At 67.7% G+C, this 20,217-nt stretch carries 18 protein-coding genes; 10 read left to right on the forward strand and 8 right to left on the reverse strand.

What is annotated here, in order from left to right; genetic code table 11:
• Positions 1 to 60: 60 nt before the first annotated feature.
• The gene (locus OHB26_RS17760; protein WP_330185263.1) at positions 61 to 591 is read left to right on the forward strand and encodes a VOC family protein; all 531 of its coding nucleotides are present in this window, start codon (positions 61 to 63) and stop codon (positions 589 to 591) included.
• Between the two features lie 22 nt (positions 592 to 613).
• On the opposite strand, the gene OHB26_RS17765 is transcribed toward OHB26_RS17760, so the two are convergent.
• From OHB26_RS17765 to OHB26_RS17775, 3 genes are all read right to left on the reverse strand, one after another.
• On the reverse strand, positions 614 to 1,405 hold the full coding sequence (locus OHB26_RS17765; protein WP_330185264.1) for an ABC transporter permease: 792 nt from the start codon (positions 1,403 to 1,405) through the stop codon (positions 614 to 616).
• A 406-nt stretch (positions 1,406 to 1,811) separates the two neighbouring features.
• Positions 1,812 to 2,762, reverse strand: coding sequence for an ABC transporter ATP-binding protein (locus OHB26_RS17770; protein WP_330185265.1), 951 nt, complete (start codon positions 2,760 to 2,762; stop codon positions 1,812 to 1,814).
• Positions 2,759 to 3,475, reverse strand: a complete 717-nt coding sequence (locus tag OHB26_RS17775; RefSeq protein WP_330185266.1) for a hypothetical protein — start codon at positions 3,473 to 3,475, stop codon at positions 2,759 to 2,761. The genes OHB26_RS17770 and OHB26_RS17775 overlap by 4 nt, the downstream gene beginning before the upstream one ends.
• A gap of 344 nt (positions 3,476 to 3,819) precedes the next feature.
• Here OHB26_RS17775 and OHB26_RS17780 point away from each other — a divergent pair, with 344 nt between their 5' ends.
• Both OHB26_RS17780 and OHB26_RS17785 read left to right on the forward strand, forming a co-directional pair.
• Complete coding sequence (locus tag OHB26_RS17780; protein WP_330185267.1) at positions 3,820 to 4,659, forward strand: helix-turn-helix domain-containing protein; 840 nt, start codon at positions 3,820 to 3,822, stop codon at positions 4,657 to 4,659.
• 4 nt (positions 4,660 to 4,663) lie between these two features.
• Complete coding sequence (locus tag OHB26_RS17785; protein ID WP_330185268.1) at positions 4,664 to 5,098, forward strand: VOC family protein; 435 nt, start codon at positions 4,664 to 4,666, stop codon at positions 5,096 to 5,098.
• Here the strand turns inward: OHB26_RS17785 and OHB26_RS17790 are convergent, their stop codons facing one another.
• A complete protein-coding gene (locus OHB26_RS17790) occupies positions 5,099 to 6,124 on the reverse strand; it encodes a glutathione S-transferase family protein (protein WP_330185269.1) in 1,026 nt (341 codons plus the stop codon).
• A gap of 89 nt (positions 6,125 to 6,213) precedes the next feature.
• On the opposite strand from OHB26_RS17790, the gene OHB26_RS17795 reads away from it, so the two are divergent.
• Together OHB26_RS17795 and OHB26_RS17800 are read left to right on the forward strand one after the other, a co-directional pair.
• Complete coding sequence (locus OHB26_RS17795; RefSeq protein ID WP_330185270.1) at positions 6,214 to 7,008, forward strand: enoyl-CoA hydratase/isomerase family protein; 795 nt, start codon at positions 6,214 to 6,216, stop codon at positions 7,006 to 7,008.
• 111 nt (positions 7,009 to 7,119) lie between these two features.
• Complete coding sequence (locus tag OHB26_RS17800) at positions 7,120 to 8,358, forward strand: class I adenylate-forming enzyme family protein (protein ID WP_330185271.1); 1,239 nt, start codon at positions 7,120 to 7,122, stop codon at positions 8,356 to 8,358.
• 52 nt (positions 8,359 to 8,410) lie between these two features.
• On the opposite strand, the gene OHB26_RS17805 is transcribed toward OHB26_RS17800, so the two are convergent.
• Complete coding sequence (locus OHB26_RS17805; protein WP_330185272.1) at positions 8,411 to 9,145, reverse strand: tyrosine-protein phosphatase; 735 nt, start codon at positions 9,143 to 9,145, stop codon at positions 8,411 to 8,413.
• 432 nt (positions 9,146 to 9,577) lie between these two features.
• Here OHB26_RS17805 and OHB26_RS17810 point away from each other — a divergent pair, with 432 nt between their 5' ends.
• Both OHB26_RS17810 and OHB26_RS17815 read left to right on the forward strand, forming a co-directional pair.
• The gene (locus OHB26_RS17810) at positions 9,578 to 10,063 is read left to right on the forward strand and encodes a TetR family transcriptional regulator (RefSeq protein WP_330185273.1); all 486 of its coding nucleotides are present in this window, start codon (positions 9,578 to 9,580) and stop codon (positions 10,061 to 10,063) included.
• A gap of 68 nt (positions 10,064 to 10,131) precedes the next feature.
• Positions 10,132 to 11,304, forward strand: coding sequence for an amino acid deaminase/aldolase (locus OHB26_RS17815; RefSeq protein WP_330185274.1), 1,173 nt, complete (start codon positions 10,132 to 10,134; stop codon positions 11,302 to 11,304).
• 102 nt (positions 11,305 to 11,406) lie between these two features.
• On the opposite strand, the gene OHB26_RS17820 is transcribed toward OHB26_RS17815, so the two are convergent.
• Positions 11,407 to 14,739, reverse strand: a complete 3,333-nt coding sequence (locus tag OHB26_RS17820; RefSeq protein WP_330185275.1) for an AAA domain-containing protein — start codon at positions 14,737 to 14,739, stop codon at positions 11,407 to 11,409.
• Positions 14,740 to 15,117: 378 nt separating this feature from the next.
• Here OHB26_RS17820 and OHB26_RS17825 point away from each other — a divergent pair, with 378 nt between their 5' ends.
• A complete protein-coding gene (locus OHB26_RS17825) occupies positions 15,118 to 15,834 on the forward strand; it encodes an alpha/beta hydrolase (RefSeq protein ID WP_330185276.1) in 717 nt (238 codons plus the stop codon).
• A 66-nt stretch (positions 15,835 to 15,900) separates the two neighbouring features.
• Positions 15,901 to 16,428 (forward strand): gamma carbonic anhydrase family protein, encoded by a 528-nt coding sequence (locus OHB26_RS17830; RefSeq protein ID WP_330185277.1) that lies wholly within the window; start codon positions 15,901 to 15,903, stop codon positions 16,426 to 16,428.
• Here OHB26_RS17830 and OHB26_RS17835 read toward each other — a convergent pair.
• Entirely contained in the window at positions 16,412 to 17,041 is a 630-nt protein-coding gene (locus OHB26_RS17835; RefSeq protein ID WP_330185278.1) for a phosphoribosyltransferase, read from the reverse strand. The two genes, OHB26_RS17830 and OHB26_RS17835, sit on opposite strands and share 17 nt — an antisense overlap.
• Positions 17,042 to 17,185: 144 nt before the next feature.
• Positions 17,186 to 18,094, reverse strand: a complete 909-nt coding sequence (locus OHB26_RS17840; protein ID WP_442943020.1) for a carbon-nitrogen hydrolase family protein — start codon at positions 18,092 to 18,094, stop codon at positions 17,186 to 17,188.
• A 167-nt stretch (positions 18,095 to 18,261) separates the two neighbouring features.
• On the opposite strand from OHB26_RS17840, the gene OHB26_RS17845 reads away from it, so the two are divergent.
• Positions 18,262 to 20,073 (forward strand): DEAD/DEAH box helicase, encoded by a 1,812-nt coding sequence (locus tag OHB26_RS17845; RefSeq protein ID WP_330185279.1) that lies wholly within the window; start codon positions 18,262 to 18,264, stop codon positions 20,071 to 20,073.
• Positions 20,074 to 20,217: the final 144 nt, after the last annotated feature.

Consider the following 20,217-nt stretch of genomic DNA (forward strand, 5'->3'; position numbering starts at 1 on the left):
CCGCGCGGGACCATGGTCCGCTGGAGAGGACTTACGACAACTCGAAATGGAGCCGCACCCATGCCGATCCAGCGTCTCAATCACGCCGTACTGTTCGTCTCCGAATTGGAGCGTTCGGTGGCCTTCTACGAAGAGGTGCTCGGCTTCCGCCGCCTGCCCGGCGGCTTCCCGGGCGCGGCCTTCCTCCAGGCGGCCGGATCGGCCAACGATCATGACCTCGGCCTGTTCCAATCGCCGGATCCGTCCGTCGCGCATCGCACCGGGCGGGTGGGGCTGTACCACCTGGCCTGGGAGGTGGACACGCTCGAGGAACTGCGGCGTGTGCGCGAGGTGCTCACCGCCGCGGGCGCGTTGACCGGAGCCTCCGATCACGGCTCCACCAAGGCGCTGTACGCCGCCGATCCGGACGGTATCGAATTCGAAGTGTGCTGGCTGGTACCGGATTCCGCGGTGGAGGACGAGCTCACGAATATGGCCGCGCCGACCATGCCGCTGGACCTACCCGGTCTTATCGCCAAGTACGGCGGGGACACCCCGGGCGGGCCGCGCACCGATCATGAGGTGTGGCGTCGCCTGTTCGCCGGTCGCTGAACGGGGTTGCGGCGCGAAGGTTTCAGAGGTCGCGGCGGGTGAAGAACCACCACGCCGCGCCGGCCGAGCCCATGGTCCACAGCAGCAGGACCAGGATGGCGGCCGGGGTCTGCGCGATGAAGTCACCCTTGGCGTAGGCGCCATTGGTGATCGTCCCGATGGTCGCCGAGATCGGCAGAATGCTCGCGAAGCCGCCGAATCCGATGGCGCGCGCGGTAATCCACACCAGCGGTTCGAGGATCGCCACGCCCACCATGACCGCGATCGCCTGAATCGGGGTGCGCAGTAGGAATCCCAGCGCCGCGCCGATCACCGACCAGCACACCGCGGCCAGCGCCACACCGCCGAAGATGGCGAGCATCTCTCCGGTGAGGTGCACCCGGTCCCGACCGATCAGCGCGTAGGCCGCACCGCCGAGCAGCTCCAGCACCAAGACGGTGGCCAGGGAAACCAGCGCCACCACACCGAGTTTCGCGCCGAACAGCACATTCCGATCCGGCGTGAACAGCGTGGTGATCCGCAGCGAACCCAGCCGATACTCCTCACCCGAGGCGACGGCCCCGAGCACCGCCGCCAGCACGATGGCGGCCAGCAGCGCCAGCCCCGCCGCGATGGCCGACCCGCCCGTGAGGAACATCGACTTCCCGCGCGTGACGGCGTCGGGCTTGAACGTCAGCCCCATGACGGCGAACGCCACCATGGCGTATCCGATGAGGCAGATGGCGACCAGGCGCTGCATCCGCACCGAGGTGATCTTCCGAACCTCCGAATTGGCCGCCCGCAGCACAGAATCCGGCACAGCGGTCAGAATCATCGAAGGTCCTCTCGTAACGGCCGAGCCGCATCCGCGCCGGAAACCGGCCCGGCACAGCACGATTCGACATGGTGCGGGCTCACCCCGCCATGTTGCGGGCGCAATTCACCACGCTGCTGAACCGACTCGGCGTGCGGCGGAATCGACCCGGCGTTGTGCGGAACCGACTCGGCGTGCGGCGGAATCGATCCGGTGTGACGGGGGAAGACCGGCCCGGTACGACGTGGGTACAGGAACGGTCCGGCGTGGTGTGGAAGCGACCGGGCGTGGTGCGGGAACGGCTTGGTGTGGCGCGAAAACAGCCCTGGGCGGTGCGGGATCGGCCCGGCACCAGGTGGACTCGACCTGGCACGGTGTGCGTGCGAGAACGGCCCGGTGCGCGGGGTGGAATCGGTGTGCTGCGGAATCAACGGGGCATTCCGTACGCGGTGGGGGCCGGGTAGGGGGAGGAGACTTGGCCGGTATGGGTGAGGGCGGCCAGGACCTGGTCGGGGTGGATGTGTTCGGGGGTGATCTCGGTGAGCTGGACCCGGGCTTGGGAGGCGGCCGATTCCACCTGGGCGAGTGAGGCTTCGGCGACGGCGAGGCGGCCGTCGGGGCGCATGACGGCGTCGGTGAAGCCCTGCGCGGCCAGGGTGGTGGCCAGAGCGATCGGGCTGGAGGCCCGGACCAGCAGGCGGTCCGGATGGCTGCGGCGCAGGCGGGCCGGGCTGCCCTGATAGGTGATCTTGCCGCGATCCAGCACGATCAGCTCATCGGCCACCGGCAGTGCGGCGCTGAGGGTCCGCGAGGTGAGCAGGACCGTACCGCCGCGCCGGGCGTGCGCGTGCAGATACTCGGTGAGCCAGGCGATTTCGGCCTGATCCAGTCCGTCGAACGGATCATCCAGTACCAATAGCGGCGGATTCCCGAGCAGTGCGATGGCCAGGGCGAGCCGGGTCTGCGCCCCGGCGGGCAGCTTGCCGGTGCGCTCCCGCGCGAACGGTTCCAGCCGCGTCAAGCTCAGCAGTTCGTCGACTCGATCGCCGGAAACGCCTGCGGCAGCGGCGAATACGCTCAACTGCCCGCGTACCGTGCGCGCCGGATGCAGGCCGCGCGGAGATTGCACCGCGCCCAGCACCTGCCGTCCGCGTCGTGCGCCGGAGCCCGGTCCGCCGACGCTCGCGGTCCCCGAGCTCGGGGTGAGCTGGCCCAGCAGCAGCCGCAATACCGTGGTCTTACCCGCACCGGACGGGCCGACCAGCGCCGCCACCTTGCCCGCGGGCACCACGAAACTCACCTCGTCGACGACGGTGGTGGTATCGAAGGTCTTGCTCAGTCCGCCGACGGCGAAGGCGAGCGGCCGCGTCTTGCTCACGGCTGCTTGGTCCGGGGTGCGGACTCCACGGCGGGCAGTGGATCGGCATCGATGACCAGCGGTTGCGGCCATGTCCGCGGCGGTGCGCCGAAGGCCTTGCGTGAATTGTCGACCACGCCGTGGCCGAGGGCCCGGTTGCCGAATCCGCCGATGGCAGCGCCGATTCCGGCCGGAATGATCTTGCCGACCATGAGTGCGCTGCGCTTGGCGAGGAACTGCATGACGAATCGCTTGAGCAGCGTGTCGTTCATACCGCTGATGCCCGGGATCTTGCCCGCGAGCAGCGTGCCCCAGTTCTTGGCGGAGCTGCCGACGCTCTTCTGCACGATCTCCATTCCGCTCTCACCCATGACCACGGCCAGCACCAGGGCGCGGCGGCGTTCATTGTCCTCCGGCGCGACGCCGTGCACGGCCGCGACGGCCAGGGTGTACACGGCGGAAGCCTCCAGGAAGAAGGCGGTCTCCGCGCTCATGGCGGCGATGGAGGCCATGGTCCCGACGCCTGGAACGGCGGCGGTGGCGCCGACGGCGGTACCGCTGCCGGTGACCGCGGTCAGGTACAGCTTCTCGATTCGCGAAATGATCTGTGCCGGGGTCTCACCCGGATGGCTGTCGCGCAGCTTGCCCACATACTTCGCGACAGCGGGAGCCTGCACCTGCGCCCCATTGTCGAGCAGCGAGACGACCGCCTTCTCGAGCCCGGCCTTGAACATCGGCATACCCCTTAAATCGCGCGGTCTTCCGACCGAAACTCTATTGCACCGATCCAACGATTCGCGAGACCAGCCGGTTCCGTCCGCCCGGCCCCGCGCCGAACCTCCCGGCAACGGATTCGATGAGCGGACGAGTCACTCTCCGGTCATACCCGGAACCTCCTCGGGCAACCGTGCGGAGCGTGCTGCGGTACCGGGCCTACTCACACGCCAACCGATATGGGTAACTCCAGGGGTACCTCCGGAACTGTTTCGGCGCTGACCGGGAGTCCGGTACGAGACCTGTGGGGCGCCCGGTGGCCGGTAGGAGGTGCGGGCAGGCGGGGGAGCATATCGTGGGATTCGTGGCAGGTGTGTCCGAAGGCGCGAGCGGGGTTCCCGATCCGCGGTTGCGCCCGTACGTCCTCGGTTATGAGGGCTATCTGCTGCATGGCTTCACCCCGGGGACGCATGTGGGGATGCCCGGGTCGGTGTTGACGGTGATCATCACCATCGATGAGCCGATCGAGGTGCCGGTCTCCTCGCATCCGGAGCAGGCGGGTGGGAGCTGGGAGATGTTGGCCAGTGGGCTCACCACGCGGCCGTGTGTGATCGCGCATCACGGGTATCAGCACGGGGTGCAGTTGGCTTTGACACCGCTGGGGTGCCGGGCGTTGTTCGGGGTGCCCGCGGCGGCGCTGGGCTCGTGGATCGTCGATCTGCCCGAGGTGCTGGGCGCGCCCGCGCGGGAGTTGCGGGAACGGCTGGCCGCCGCGTCCGCGTGGCCGCGGCGGTTCGAGATCCTGGATGAGATGCTGCTGCGCTGTGTGCGACCGGTCGCCTGGGACGGCGAGCTGACGCGCGCCTGGGATCTGCTGGCCGGACCGGACCCGGCGGTGCGGGTGGCGGCGGTCGCCGATGAGATCGGTTGGAGCCGTAGGCATCTCGGTAATCGGTTCGGTGCCGAGTTCGGGGTGACGCCCAAGGATCTGGCGCGGATCGCGCGTTTCGAACGTTCGCACGCCCTGCTGCGCACCCCCGAACCCGGATCGCTGGCGGAGGTCGCGGCGCTGTCCGGCTATTACGACCAGGCGCATATGGCCCGGGAATGGCGTGAACTCGCGGGTCTACCGCCGTCGGTGTGGCGGGAACGCGAGGAGTTCCCATTCGTCCAAGACCAACAGTCCCTCGAGGTACGAGGCTGAGTTCATGACCGATACGACAACCTCAGCAGCCTCCACCGCAACGCCGACCGGCACCGTCGTCGTGTGGCCGACCCTGGTCTACCGCGATGCCACCGCCGCGATCGACTTCCTGGAGCGGGCCTTCGGTTTCGAGACCGTCGCCCGCCATGCCGACGGCGATATCGTCGTGCACGCCGAATTGGCCTGGCCCGCCGGTGGCGCCATCATGCTCGGCGCCACCCGCGAGGGTATGGCCCTGGATTGCCAGCCGCCCGGCGTCGGCTCCATCTACATCGTCGTCCCCGATCCCGATGCCCTGTACGCCCGGGCGAAAGCCGCGGGCGCCAACATCACTCGTGAACTTCGCGATGAAGACGGTTACGAGTCAAGGGGTTTCGTCTGCCGCGATCCCGAGGGCGTGTACTGGAGCTTCGGCACCTACGGCGGCGAATCCCGCTGATCAGGCGGGCTGGTGCCCGGCGGGTACCCGCTCGGCCGGTAGCGGCGCGGCGGGTGGCGTGCCCTTGCCGAAGGGGTTGCCGCCCAAGGTTTCCCGGCCGTGCGGGGTCAGCCAGTTGCCCAGCTCCGGCCCCTCGGGGACGATCTGCGTGGGGTTTATATCCGTGTGCACGATGTAGTAGTGCTGTTTGATCTGGGTGAAGTCGGTGGTGTCACCGAAACCCGGGGTCTGGTACAGATCCCGGGCATAACCCCAGAGCGCCGGGAACTCGTCCAGCTTCTGGCGATTGCATTTGAAGTGCCCGTGATACACCGGATCGAAGCGCGCGAGTGTGGTGAAGAGTCGCACGTCGGCTTCGGTGATGGTGTCTCCCACCAGGTATCGCTGATCGGTGAGTCGTTGCTCGAGCCAGTCCAGGGCGGTGAAGAGCCGGTCGTAGGCCGCGTCGTAGGCGGTTTGATCCCCGGCGAATCCGCACCGGTAGACACCATTGTTGACCTCGGTGTAGACCCGCCGGTTGACCAGATCGATCTCCTCGCGCAGCTCCTCGGGGTACAGCCGGGGCGCTCCCTCCCGGTGGTACCGCGTCCATTCGGTGGAGAAGTCCAGCGTCATCTGCGCGTAGTCGTTGGTAACGACCTGACCGGTCGAGACCTCGACGATCGCGGGCACGGTGATGCCGCGCGGATACTCCGGATACCGCGCCAGATACGCGTCCCGCAGGAAGTGGATACCAAGCACCGGATCCACCTCGCCGGGATCCAGATCGAAGGTCCAGCTGCGCTTGTCGTGGGTGGGACCGCAAAGCCCCAGTGACAGCACCGATTCCAGTCCGAGTAGCCGCCGCACGATGAGCGTGCGATTGGCCCAGGGGCAGGCCCGCGCCGCGACCAGGCGATACCGTCCGGGTTCGACGGGGTAGCCGTCGCGCCCGTCCGCGGTGATCCGCGTGGTGATGTAGTTGGTGTCCCGCTTGAACTCGCCGGGCTCCACGTATGCGCCCTGCTCCGATTCCGAGGTGGTCACCCGGCCAGTCTGTCAGATGGGACGAATGGGCGGTGGTGAGCGGCGAGCCGGACCTTTTCCGGCGAAGTGACTGCGCATACATTCGGTTCATGACCGACTCCAAGCCCACCCGTCTGGAACGCATTGTCACCGAGGGCGGGGCGCAGGCCGCGATCCTCACCATCGCGCATCCGCCGCTGAACCTCTTCGACAAGGCGCTGTTCGAGGCGATCGCCGCCGATATCGAGGATCTGGCCGCCGACCCGCCGCGCGCGGTACTGCTGCGCGCCGAGGGCAAACTCGTCTCGGGCGGTGTGGATGTGCACGTCTTCGACGGGCTGTCCCCGGCCGAGGGCGCGCAGCTGTGGCAGACGCTGTTCGCGCGCATCATTCATCCGCTGGAGGCGCTGCCGTGTCCGGTGATCTTCGCCGCGCATTCGCTGTGCCTGACCGCGGCCTTCGAGATCGCGCTGGCCTGCGACATCATTCTGGCCGCGCCCAAGGCGAAGTTCGGTCTGGTGGAGACGGTGGTCGGGCTGACCCCGTCCATGGGTGGCCCGCAGCGGCTGGCCGAGCGCGCCGGTTCGGGTCGCGCCCGCGAATTCGTCATGACCGCCGATCTCTACGACGCGCAGACCATGGCGGACTGGGGTGTGGTCAATGGTGTGCACGAGGATGTCGACACGGCCGCGCGCACTCTGCTCGCCAAACTCGCCGAGGGGCCGACCCGCGCGCACGCCGCCACCAAGGAGATCATCGGCGCCTGGCGCTCGGGTGGTGTGGCGCATGCCGATTCGGTGACGTCGCAGGTCTCGGGCCATCTCTTCGCGACCGACGATCTGCGTGGCGCGGTCAAGAGTTTCCTCGAGGTCGGCCCGGGGAAGGCCGAGTACACCGGGCGCTAGTCGTTTCGGTGCCGTGACGTCTCGACTACGTTTGCCGACAATCCGCCCATAGATGTGATGTGCATCATATAGTCACTGGTGCCTGCAGGCTCGAGGCGCTCGGAGGGACGGATGTCGCAGTTACTGGTCGAATACCCGCACTCGCGAAATGCCTGGTGCGACAACCCCGTTGCGCGCGGCGCCGATGGCATCCTGCGCTATGGGAATCTGACGCCGGCGCTCACGGAGTTGCTCGATATCCAGGTGCATACGTTTGCCGCCCGGGAGGCGGTGGTCGAGATCGGCGGCCCCCGCCTCACATATCGGGAGCTCTGGTACTCCGCCTCCCGGATCGCAGGTGGATTGCAGGAGCACGGAATCGGTTACGGGGATCGGGTCGCGGTGCGGATGCCGGTCGGCGCGCGCTGGGTGCAGGCGTTCCTGGGCGCGCTGCTCTCGGGCGCGGTGCCGGTGCTGGTGCATGACGGCCTGTCTGATGCGGTGGCGGAGCGGGTGATTCGGGATGCCGCCGCGGACTACATCCTCGACGGCGGTGGCAGTGCGGCGAATTACCGTGCGGCGCTGCCCGATGGCGCGGCATTCATCGACGATGGTGCGTCGCTGGGTGAGTTGGCGCTGCTCTGCTACACCAGTCCGGCCTCCGAGGTCGGGCCGCGCGGGGTGGAGTTGACCAACGAAAACCTGCTGTCGGCAATCCGTTCCGTGGTCGGCGCGCTGGAGTTGCCGTCGGAGGGGCTGCGCAATCTGGTGCTGCTGCCGCTGGCGCATGCCAGCGGCTGTGTCGATCAGCTGCTGCCGACCTTCGCCGTCGGCGGCACGGTGGTGCTGGCCCCGGATCCGGCGGCGATAGCGAAAACCCTTGTCGCCGAACGAATAGATATGGTCTCCGCGACCCCCAGAATCTTTGCGGGCCTACTGCCCGAACTCGCGGGCCAGCGATTGGACCGCGTCAGACAGGTGTGTAGCGCGGGGCACCGCGCCGAACTCGCCGCCGCCGATCCCACCACCTCGGATTCGGTGGCCGCCACCCTTCGTGAGGTCTTCCCCGAGGCCCGGCAGTGGTCGGTCTGGGGTGCCACCGAAACCAGCGGTATCGGCCTGGCCCGTGATGACGGGGCGGCACCCCGCGATGTGCTCGGATTCCCTTTCGGGGGAACCGAGCTCGCACTCTTCGGCCCACGTGCCGGAACCGGGCACGGTGAACTGCTGTGCCGTGGCCCGAATGTGGCCCCGCGCTACTGGAACGATCCCCAGACCACCGAATCGCGCTTCACCGGCCCGTGGTTCCACACCGGCAATCATGTGAGCATCGATCCGGACGGTCTGGTTCGCCGCGCTCCGGCGGAGTAGCGCCATTCGGTCCGGCCGAGGTCTGTTCGACGCCACCCGATCCGGCTGGGCGCTACTCGATCATGCGGGCGCGCAGGGCTTCTCGATGGTCGGTGGTGATGCCGATCTCGGTGAGGTACCCGTCCAGGCCCCCGTACATCTCGTTCATGGTGGCGGTGCCGGATTCGAGGTAGTCGGGTCGGACGCCGAGCAGGTCGTCGGAGAGTTCCTCGTCGGTCTCGCCCGCCATGAAGGCGCGCAGGGTGGGGACGGCGTCATTGCTGAGCAGGTAGTCGGCGTAGACGTCCTCCTCGACGACGTCGACGGCGCGCAGCAGCGTGGCCACGGCCCAGCCGGTGCGGTCCTTGCCCGCGGCGCAGTGCACCAGGGCGCTGCCGGTGAGGGCGGAGTCGGCCAGTGCCTTGATGGCGGCGTGCGCCTCGGGCATGGCGGGGAAGAGCCGGTAGACCTCGAGCATGTGATTGGCCGCGGTGACATGGCGGCGCGCCTCGTGCGGCGGGGTCTCGCCCATGCGCGGGTCGAAGGGTGTGACGTGCAGGCGGACCTGCTCGGGCAGGGCGTCATGGCCGATCAGGTCGATTTCGGCGAAGCCGCGCAGATCGTGCACATCGGTGATGCCGAGTTCCAGGAGTCGAGTGCGGCCCGCATCGTTCAATCGGCTGAGCTGGGCCGAACGTAGCAGCACTCCGCCGCGCACTTGGGAACCGCCGGTGGTGCGGGCCCCGCCCACATCACGGAAGTTGAAGGTGCCGGTGAGCAGGTGGGGGTCGTGGCGCGCTGAAGTCACTCGATCAGGCTATCGGTGGGCGTCCTAACGCAGTATGACGAATGCGCTTGCGGGATGTGAATTTCGTGTCGTGACCGGCGCGTTGCGAATGCTCGCGCGGTTCGGACCTGTGTGTTCGGGCACAGTCGCTATCTTTAGCGGTACGGGCATCCGTAAAATACCGCTCGGTCCTAATGTCTGCTTTACCGGGCGATCTGGGAATTTCAGCCATTCCCATTCGATCGCGAGCGAGTAGCGATTAGGTAACGAAACAATCCTCCGGTACGAAATCGGCTATCAAACCTGGTCACGAACCCAGAAAACGACGTATCGTTGATACCTGTTGAACGGGTACGCCGGGGTCCTGCTCGGGGATCAGCGCTGATCTGCACACCCGTTGAGCGAGCCGCGCAAGCGAGATGCGCGAGTTCTTTTCGCTAAAGGGAGTCGTCGTTGAGCGCTAGTGGAGAAATCGTCCAGGTCGGATTGCGATCGGCCATGACCGAGGCCATCGAGAAGGCCGCCGCGTCGCTCGACATCACCGGTAATCGCGCTCTTCGAGTGCTGTTGCACGCGGGTGTGAGCACGCTGTGGCCGATGCTGAAGTCGTCGCCGGATCGACAGTTACGCGCCTATGAGTCCACGCTGGCGGTACTGCGCCGGCGTTGGCAGGAGGGCGGTCAGACCGTCTGCACCCCCGATCCCGCGGGTGCGGCCATGTTCCGTGAGTTGGATACCGAGGTCACCGAATTCCTCGGCCTGTGCGCGCAGCGCTCGGGCACGCAGTGGCTGGAGCCGGTGGATGCCATTGCCGCGTACCTGCTCGCCGTGATCCAGGGCATGGTGCTGCGCTGGCTGGCCGACTGTGATGACGAGATATCGCTGGTCGTACTGGATGACCTGGTGTCGTACCTGTCCACCAAGGCCGTCGATCTCTGATTCGAGCTGTTCGTTTCCGGTTCGCCGAATTGCTGGACGCATGACCAGTTTCGTGGTCGAATGAAATAGTGAGCGAACCGTCGCCTATCGCCGGGCTGCACGCGGCGACCGCCGAACTCGACCCGCCCCTGGCCGCCGTCGATCTGGCCGCGCTGCGCGCCAATGCCGCCGATCTGGTGCGCCGCGCCCGCGGGGTGCCGATCCGGGTGGCCAGTAAATCCGTGCGCTGCCGCGCCGTCCTGGAAGAGGTGCTCGGCGGCGATCTCACCGCCTCCGGCGGGTTCGCCGGAATCATGGGTTACTCACTCGCCGAAGCCATTTGGCTTGCCGGACTGGGTGCGCGCGATATTCTGCTCGGCTATCCGACCGTCGATCGCGGTGCGCTGGCGAAGCTGGCCACCGATCCGGTGCTGCTGGAATCGATCACACTCATGATCGACGATATCGATCAGCTGGATCTGATTCGCGCAGCCATCGGCGAAAAGGTCTCTCCCCGTGTGTGTATCGATGTGGATGCCTCGCTGCGCATCGGGCCGCTGCACCTGGGTGTGCGGCGCTCGCCGATTCGTACGCCGGAACAGGCCGCACGGGTCGCCGGTGTGGCGCGGCGGCGCGGGTTCGATGTCGTGGGCGTCATGACCTATGAGGCGCAGATCGCCGGGCTGCCGGATTCGAATCCCGCTGTGCGACTGGTGAAGAAGGCGTCCGCGCTCGAAATCGGCCGTCGCCGCAAGCAGGTCGTCGATGCCGTGCGCAGCGAAGTCGGTGTGCTGGAGATCGTCAACAGCGGTGGCACCGGCTCCATCGAGGTGAGCATCTCCGATCCCGATGTCACCGAGGTGACGGCGGGCTCCGGACTTTACCTGCCAACGCTTTTCGACGGCTACCGCAATCTGGCTCCGCGCCCCGCGATGTACTTCGCCATGCCGGTGCTGCGGCATCCGGCCGACGGTATCGCCACGGTCTACTCCGGTGGGTATATCGCCTCCGGTCCGGCCGGTGCCTCGCGTGTCCCGAAGCCGGTGTGGCCCAAAGGTTTGAGCCTCATCGGCACCGAGGGCGCGGGCGAGGTCCAAACCCCGCTGACCGGTGCCGGCCACCTCGCCATCGGCGACCGTGTCTGGTTCCGCCACGCCAAGGCGGGCGAACTCCTCGAACGCTTCAACGAGGTCCAACTCGTCGCCGACGGCACCCGCACCCAGGTTCCCAGCTACCGCGGCGAAGGCCAGAACTTCGGCTGAGGCTCCCCCCGGTCCCGTCATCCGGCGTGGCCGCCATCTGTCATCCGGGTGGCCGCCATCCGTTATCCCGGCGTGCTTTCGGCCGGGATGCACACCTTCAGCTCACACCCGGTCCAGTTGCAGCACAGCCGCCAGATCGCTGAGCTCGGTCGTCGTGGCGGGCAGGTATTCGGTGAGCAGCGGTGAGCGCACGATGATCGCCGACCACATGGCCCGCGAGATGGCGCTGGTCAGCCAGTGCCGGGACAGCAGCGCGCCGATACCGTGCGGGGCGTCCTTGGGGGCCGAGGTGGCCATGGAGACCAGCACCACGGCGGCCTCGCGGCCCTGGAAATGGTCCGCCGTGCCGACCAGGACATCCTCGATCCTGGCGCGGGACAACAGGGTTCGAATCCGCGCCACCTGCGCGTGATACGGCGCGACCACCAGAATGTCGTGCGGGTGCAGGCGGCGGGTGACCGCACCGGTCTGCCACGGCAGGCCCAGTAGATTGCGCACCTGCCGCACGATCTCGCGGGCCTCCTCGGCGGATTCGGTGCTGTTGCCGTGATGTTCGATGGTCACCGTGCGCACACCCGGCTCGATGCCCTCGAGTTCTCTTGCCAGGGTGACGGTTTCATTGGATCGCAGCCGATTGTCATAGCGCAGCCGGGAGACGGGCCCGCAGACGCGCGGATGCATCCGCCAGGTGCGATCCAGGAAGTAACCGAAGGCGGCGGGCAGCGTGCGATGCGCGCCCACCAGGCGGCCCAGCGCTGACTCGTCCACGGATTCGGGATGGATGCCGTGTCCGGTGGCGGGGGCGGGATCGCCGACCAGCAGCAGATTTCGTGCGCAGAGCGCTACGGCGGCGGCATCGGCGAGTGGGAACTTCCCGGCATCGGCGATCACCAGCAGATCCAGGCTGTCCCGGGTGATGCGCTCGGGATCGGTGAAATCGTTCGAAAGTCCGCCCACCACACCGCCATTGACGGCATTGTCGAGGAAGCGGCCGTATTTGGAGGCGTCGATCGGCAGCCACTCCGCGGCAACCGACTGTGCTTCGGCCTTGGCGACGAGTTCGGGCAGCACGCCCACCTGAACGACCGCGTCCAGCACATGTTCGACCACCGCGTGCGTGCGACCGACCACCCCGACGCGCCACTTGTACCGTGTCACAAGTCTTTCCACCACGCGGGCGGTGGTGTCGGTCTTCCCGGTGCCGGGTGGACCCTGCACCGCCACATAGGAATTCTCCAGATCGAGAATGGCGGCGGTGACGGCGGCGGCGTGATCGCCGAAGACCTCGGGGAGCGGTTTGCCCTCGCGCAGCCGGGGCGGGCGGCCGCACAGAAGGTCGAAGACGGCATTACCCGGCACCTCGGGGAGGGTCACGAGCAGTTGGTGCGCAATGTCTTCGAGCGACTCCTCCAGGTGGTCATCGCGGCGAGGCGGGCAGGGCGCGATGGCGGTGGGCAGATCGTCATAGGGTTCACAGCCCTCGGGCAGGAGTTCGACGACGCGCACCACATCCTCGAAATTGGTGTCCAGGGCGCAGCCCAGCACCGTCGCGTGCGCGGCCGCGCGCTGTCCGGGGGTGGCGGTCATCCCGGGGGCGGGCCGGTCGTAGAGCGTCAGGACCCGGGTGCCCGGTGGCGGGGCGTTCCCGGTGCCGAGTCTTCCGGTGAGGGTGAGGTAACGGCGCATGGGGCGCTGACCGGTGCTGTGCCACTTGGTGTCCACGGTGCCCCAGTCGGCGACCAGGACGCCCGGCGTCTCCGCCCACTCCTCGACCGGATGATCCAGTCGATCGTCGTGTGCCCAGCTCAGCGGTTTGCGTTCGCGCCGGAAATAGCCCACCGCGGCCGCGGTGAACGCGGCGGCCACCTGGGCGGTACCGCGTTCGCTGCCATCGCGATAGCCGGTCTCGGCGAACTCGCGCAGGGCGGCCTCGACCTCGTCGGGGCCGGTCTCCCAGTAGTCGTAGGACATGCGCCGGGCGGGGTGAATGCCGTGCTCTCCGGCCAGCTCGAGCAGCCAATCGCGCAGTCGCCGTACGGCTTCCGGTCCGCTGCCGGCCAGGCCGTCGGTCCCTGTCGAATCGGGTGTTGCCGAGGTCTGATTCGGGGGTAGTTGGCGCAGGTCGTATGAGCGTTCGCCGACGATCATGGCGGCGCGGACGATCGGGTAGAGGTCGACCAGGGCCGGAAGGAGTTCGGCCACAACGTCTTCACCGTCCGGATAGCGCTCGCCGACGGTGCTCAGCAGCGGGCGGAGGTTACCGCGGTAGTGGTGGATGCGCAGGTCCGGATGCTCCCACTGGCGTTCGGTGAGGAAGTCCAGCAGTGCGTCGGCGTCATCATCCCAGACTGGAAGATCTTGTGCGGCAACGGTTTCAGTGTCGGGAATGGTCTCGCCGGTGCGAATGGTGAAGGTGTGCACGCGATCCGCGGACCAGTTGGACCACACTTCGAGCCGATCCGGGGCCGTGACGCTGACGAAGAGATCGCCGCGACTGGGTCGGGGGAGCGCGGCCAGGGCGGCGGCGTCGATGAGGGTATGCGTGGGATGGCCGGTGCTCTCGCGCTCCAATTGGAGTTCGGCCTGGCGGCGCAGTGCGCTGAAAGTGGGTGTGGGTACACCGGTGACGGTGGCGTCGGCATCGGCCAGCCGGTCGACGGTGGTGATACCGGCATCGCGGAGTTGGGCGCGAGTGGCGGGGCGCATACCGGCGACCAGCAGCAGATCCCGGCGCGTCTCCAGCTCGGCGGTGCAGGCGGTGCAGTGGCCGCACGCCAGGAACCGCCGATCTCCCCACTGCACGGGCAGCAGTTCGCCGAGCTTATCGTCCAGAATCCGGTTCAGCCGGTCGCGGCGGGCCCGATGCACCACGGCGATATCGGCCAGCGAATGCGTACTCGCCACCCCGTCCACCCATAGCCTGGCTCGCGCGGCGGGCCGGAACCCGAACTGCCGCAGTGCATCCGCGGTAGCGGCGAGCGTCAGCAGCGCCGGAATCCGGGTATTCCGATTCGCGACCGCCGCGGGCAGATAGTCATGCGTTTCGGGATCACTGTCCCGGACCAGGAAATCGCATCGGGTGGCGAACGCGCCATCGAAGACGACGGCCCCCGCGACCGCTTCGGCATGCCCCCGCAGCGCGGTCAAGGTTTGCTCGTGCGCGTCCCGCAGCCCGGCAACGGTCGCCTCCGGATCGGCGGGCTCGGCGGGAACGCCTACGCGCACCACGCCCGTCCCGTACCGGTCGCGCAGATCCGCGAGCCGATGTTCGACCGCCGGATTCCAGGCATGCGTCAGCACACCGGGCGCCGGATATCCGATCGACGTCACCAGCCCCAGTTCGGCGTCGAGCGCGCGCAACAGCGCGAACTCACAACGCGCCGCCGACACCAGGTCACCGGTGCTGCACACGACACGATCACCGAACAGAATCAATCGCGGCCCTCCTGTGTCTCTCCGCCGACACCCGCGACCCGGACACGCGCCATTGCGTGCCGAGTCGCGAACAGCGTAGTGACTCCACCTCCCACCCGTTGTCGCCAGGTAGCCCCCGCGGGCCGCCGCCGCACCCTTCGCGCCCCGCTCATCGGCACCGGATTTCCGGGCCCCGTTGTGACACAACACGACTCGCGTCACGCCTCATGCACGCGCCACCTTCTTCTCCCGGTGGGCCCCTGGAAAACCGCCCTCTGACCTCGGCGTGTCGCCCCTCCGCGCCGTCGCACCGCACCCGAATCGTCCGATGTGTGCGACCCGATTCCTGTTGTCCGACCGACCGGAATCTCGGCGATGCCGAGGTGCGAGAATCGGCGGATGCCGTATTTCGATGGCGGCCGCGGGCGGCTGCACTATCGCCGCCAGTCGGTCACCGATCCCGCGGCCAGGGTCGCGCTGCTACCGGGCACCGGACAGCACAGCGGGCACTATCACCGGTTCGGGCGCGCCCTCGAGGCAGCGGGTATCGAACTGTGGACCCTCGATACCGCCGGGCACGGACTCAGTGAGGGTGACCCGGATCGGCCCGGGACCCTGCCCGAATTGGCCGGTGACGCACGGGCATTCCTCGACCTGATCGCCGCCGAACCCGGACCGCTCCTGCTGATGGGCCACTCGCTCGGCGCGGCCACCGCACTGGCCGCGCTCGATTCGGGGCCGCGAGCCGCGACTTCCGGGGTGGCTACCGCACTTTCCGGCTTGATCCTCTGCGGGACTCCGCGCGCGGTGCTGCTGGGCCAAGCTCCGAAGTCCGCCAGGGGCAGCGAGAACGCTGCGGCGAGTCGCCGGAACCCGGATCGTACGCGAGCCGGGCAGGCGGCGGGACCTGTTGTACCGGAGGGTGTTCCGGTGTTGATCGTGCACGGCGTGGATGATCGGCGAGCTCCGATGGAGCCGGTGCGGGAGTGGGCTCGGGGTATATCGGCAGACTTTCGGGAGTACCCGGACGCGGGGCACGATCTGTTGCACGAACCGGTTCAGGGGACCGTCACCGCCGATATCGCGGAGTGGATCGGGGCGGTCGTGGCTCGCTGAGCGGAGTTCACGCCCGTGGCCGGTAATGTGAACTATTCGGCGGGGCCGGGGTTTACGGTGCTAGGCGTGCCACTTTATGAATTCGAGGGTAAGAGGCCGACGGTTGATCCGACGGCGTTCATCGCGCCTACGGCGACGCTGATCGGGGATGTGCGGGTCGAGGCGGGGGCGTCGGTCTGGTACGGGGCCGTATTGCGGGCGGATCTCGCGCCGATCATTATTCGCGAGCGAGCGAATGTGCAGGACAATGCCGTGATTCACGTGCCGGAAGATGTGCCGGTGGAGATCGGGACGGGGTCGACCATCGCGCATGCGGTGGTGTTCCACGGGGCCACGCTCGGGGCGGAATCGATTGTGGGCAACGGTAGTACGGTGCTGGATATGGCCAAGATCGGCAGCGGGACCATGATCGCGGCGCATTCCCTGGTCCCGCCGGGGGCGGAGATTCCCGATGGGGTGCTGGCCGCGGGCTCGCCCGCACAGGTGCGGAAGTCCATCGAGGGCACGGCCGCCGAGCTCTGGGTGAAGGTGAATCCCTCGTACTACGCCGAGCTGGCCCAGCGACACTGCAAGGGCATCAACGAGATTCGGTGAGTAGCGCGACAACCTCGTCATCGTCGAGTTGGTGGAAGTCGCGGTAGACACCGCCGACTCCGCCGAGATGGCGCGGGATCAGCGGGCAGATCACCTCGTCGGCGAGGGCTCGAATCCGTTGCAGCGCTTCGGGAGACGAGACGGGTATGGCGACCACCACGCGGCGCGGTTCGTGCATGCGGGCGATTTCGCAGGCGGCGGCGGCCGTCGCGCCGGTGGCCATACCGTCATCGGCGATGATCACCGTGCGATCCTTCAGCGGGATGGGTGCGGCGCTGCGCAGTACCTGTCGCCGTCGCTCGAGTTCGGCCCGCTCGAGCTCCTCGATCTCGGCGAACTCTGCGGGGGATACCCCGGTGCTCCGCACCACATCGGCATTGAGCACCCGCACCCCGTCCTCGCCGATGGCGCCCATGGCCAGTTCGGGCTGCCAGGGCACGCCGAGTTTGCGGACCAGCAGGACATCGACATCCCCGCCGATCACCGCGCGAATCGCGACCGCCACCGGAACTCCGCCGCGCGGCAACCCCAGGATCAGCGGATCGGCCGCGCGCAAATGCTCGAGCACCCCACCCAGCGCCCGGCCCGCGGCCTCCCGATTCGGGTAGATCATTGCCGCCCAGTCTAGTTGGCTGGCAGGCGGGTGTGGTCCCCCTCGTCATCCCGGCGCGCTTTTGGCCGGGATCCACGCGGTGCGGACATCACTCTCCGGTGTGGATCCCGGCCAAGGACGCGCGCCGGGATGACGGGCCGCTTCTTATTCGCCGCGAATGGTGAAGCGGCGCAGGGCGAGGCTCGGATTGGTGGTGCGGACCTCGGCGAGGTGTTCGAGGTCTATGCGGGCGGTGGCGATACCGGGTTGGTCGCCCAGTTCGGCGAGGACCGCACCGGTGGGCGCGATGATCATGGACGCACCGGAGCCCCGGGGCGCCGCCTGATCGGCGGCGGCGACGTAGATGGTGTTCTCGATGGCTCGCGCGCGCAGCAGCGTCGTCCACTGGTCGACCTTGCCGGGTCCGGGAATCCACTGCGCGGGCAGGATCAGCGCGTGCGCACCCGCGGCCGCGATGCGCCGAATGCCTTCGGGGAAGCGCAGGTCGAAGCAGGTCTGCATACCGAACACAATGCCGTCGACGGTGAAGGTCGGCGTCTGGTCCAGCGGTCCGGGCAGGATCACATCGGATTCACGGGACTTGAACGCGTCGTAGAGGTGCACCTTGCGGTAGATCGCCGCGAACTCCGCATCGGGCGTCGCCGCGACGAGCGTGTTGTAGATGAGCCCCTCCGGCTGGTCCCCGCCGGGCGTCTCGAGTACGCCCGCGACCAGGTACACCCCGAATTCCGCTGCGATTCCGCGCAATCCGTTCACGAATGCCCCGGTGAGCGGTTCGGCGGCGGCGACCGCGCCCGCGTCCAGTCGCAGTACCGAGTACATCGAGTACTCCGGCGCGATCACCAGACGCGCCCCGAGTTCGGCGGCGGCCCGTACTTCGGCACGCAACGCGGTGAGATTGGCCACGGTATCGGTGCCGGGCGCGAACTGCACCACGGCGATGTCGACGACTCCCGCATCCGCCGCGCCGGTGATCGGTTGCGGTTGCGGCTCGGGTTCGTGAACTGTCACCGTCGTCGCCCCCGAACTGCCCGGTTCCGGCGTTGTGACCATGCCGGTTACGTAGTTGCGGACCGGGACGGGTTCGGCGTGACCGAGTCCGGAGGCCGAGATGACGGGCGTTGCGGCAGCGGCCGAGGGCGGGTTGTCCGGTTGCACACGGTCCAGCCTATTCACCCTATGGTCGGACCGACCAGGGTAAGGCAGTAAACTCCTGGTCAATGAGTACCTCACCGGCCGACAGCGTTCCCACTGACGACGAGAGGGACGCGAACGGCCCGTCCTTCGCTGATCTCGGTATCGATGACCGCGTTTTGCGGGCCATCGCCGATGTCGGCTACGAATCGCCGTCGCCTATTCAGGCTGCGACGATTCCGCCGTTGCTCAGCGGTGCGGATGTGGTGGGTCTCGCGCAGACCGGTACCGGTAAGACCGCCGCGTTCGCCATTCCGATCCTCATGGGGCTCGAGGTAACCGGCAAGTCGCCCAAGGCGCTGGTGCTGGCACCCACCCGTGAACTCGCGATCCAGGTTGCGGAGGCGTTCGGCCGGTACGCCACCCATATCCCGGGTCTGAACGTGCTGCCCATCTACGGCGGTCAGAACTACGCCGTGCAGCTGTCCGGCCTGCGCCGGGGCGCGCACGTGGTGGTCGGCACGCCGGGTCGTGTCATCGATCATCTCGAGCGCGGCACCCTCGACCTGACGCAGCTGCAGTATCTGGTCCTCGACGAGGCCGACGAGATGCTGAAGATGGGCTTCCAGGACGATGTCGAGCGCATTCTGCGCGACACGCCCGACACCAAGCAGGTCGCGCTGTTCTCGGCGACCATGCCGCCGGTGATCCGCAAGATCGCCAAGCAGTACCTGCACGATCCGGTGGAGATCACGGTCAAGACCAAGACCTCCACCAACACCAATATCGGTCAGCGCTATGTGATGGTGTCGTACCAGCGCAAGCTGGACGCGCTGACCCGCATCCTCGAGGTCGAGACCTTCGAGGCCATGATCATCTTCGTGCGCACCAAGCAGGCCACCGAGGAGCTTGCCGAAAAGCTGCGCTCGCGTGGGTACTCCGCGGCGGCGATCAACGGCGATATCGCGCAGGCCCAGCGTGAGCGGACCATCGGTCAGCTCAAGAACGGCCAGCTGGACATTCTGGTGGCGACCGATGTGGCCGCGCGTGGTCTGGACGTGGAGCGCATCTCGCATGTGGTGAACTACGACATTCCGCATGACACCGAGTCGTATGTGCACCGCATCGGCCGTACCGGTCGCGCGGGTCGTTCGGGTGAGGCGCTGCTGTTCGTGGCCCCGCGCGAGCGTCGCCTGCTCGATGCCATCGAGCGCGCCACCCGGCAGCCGCTGACCGAGATGCAGTTGCCCTCGGTCGAGGATGTGAACGCGCAGCGGGTGGCCAAGTTCGGCGACACCATCACCGAGAATCTCTCCTCGGCGAATCTGCCGCTGTTCCGCAAGCTGATCGAGGATTACGAGCGCGAGCACAATATCCCGCTGGTGGATATCGCGGCCGCGCTGGCGATCGGCTCGTACGACGGTGACAACTTCTTCATGGAGCCCGATCCGGAGCCGGCCCCGCGTCGTGAGCGCGGTGATCGCGAGGGGCGTACCTCCTTCGAGGGTGATCGCCGTGAGCGTCGTCCGCGTGAGGGCGGTCCGGCCATGCACCGCAATACCGGTGCCGAGCTGGCGACCTACCGGATCTCGGTGGGTAAGCGGCACAAGGTCGCGCCCGGCGCCATTGTCGGGGCCATCGCCAATGAGGGTGGTCTGCGCCGCAGCGATTTCGGGCATATCTCGATCCGACCGGATCACAGCCTGGTGGAGCTGCCCGCCGATCTCTCGCAGGAGACCCTGAACGCGTTGAGCCGCACCAGGATCAGCGGTCAGCTGATTCAGCTGCAGCTCGACTCCGGTGCACCCGGACAGCGTTCGATGAGCCGCGCACCGCGTCGCGGCCCGAGTGATCGCGAATTCAAGCGGGCCGACACCCGCCGCAAGCCCCGCACGTAATCGTCACGCGCCCAGCCCTTTCCCGCTGATGCGGGTGAAAGAGGCCGGGCGCGAGCGTTTCCCACACAGAAATGCGCCCCAGCTCGAGAGAGCCGGGGCGCATTCTATTCCCGTTACTGCGGCGAGCCATTCCAGTCATCGCGG

Origin of the sequence: Nocardia sp. NBC_01503, assembly GCF_036327755.1 — a bacterium.
In the GTDB taxonomy this organism is placed as follows: Bacteria; Actinomycetota; Actinomycetes; order Mycobacteriales; family Mycobacteriaceae; genus Nocardia.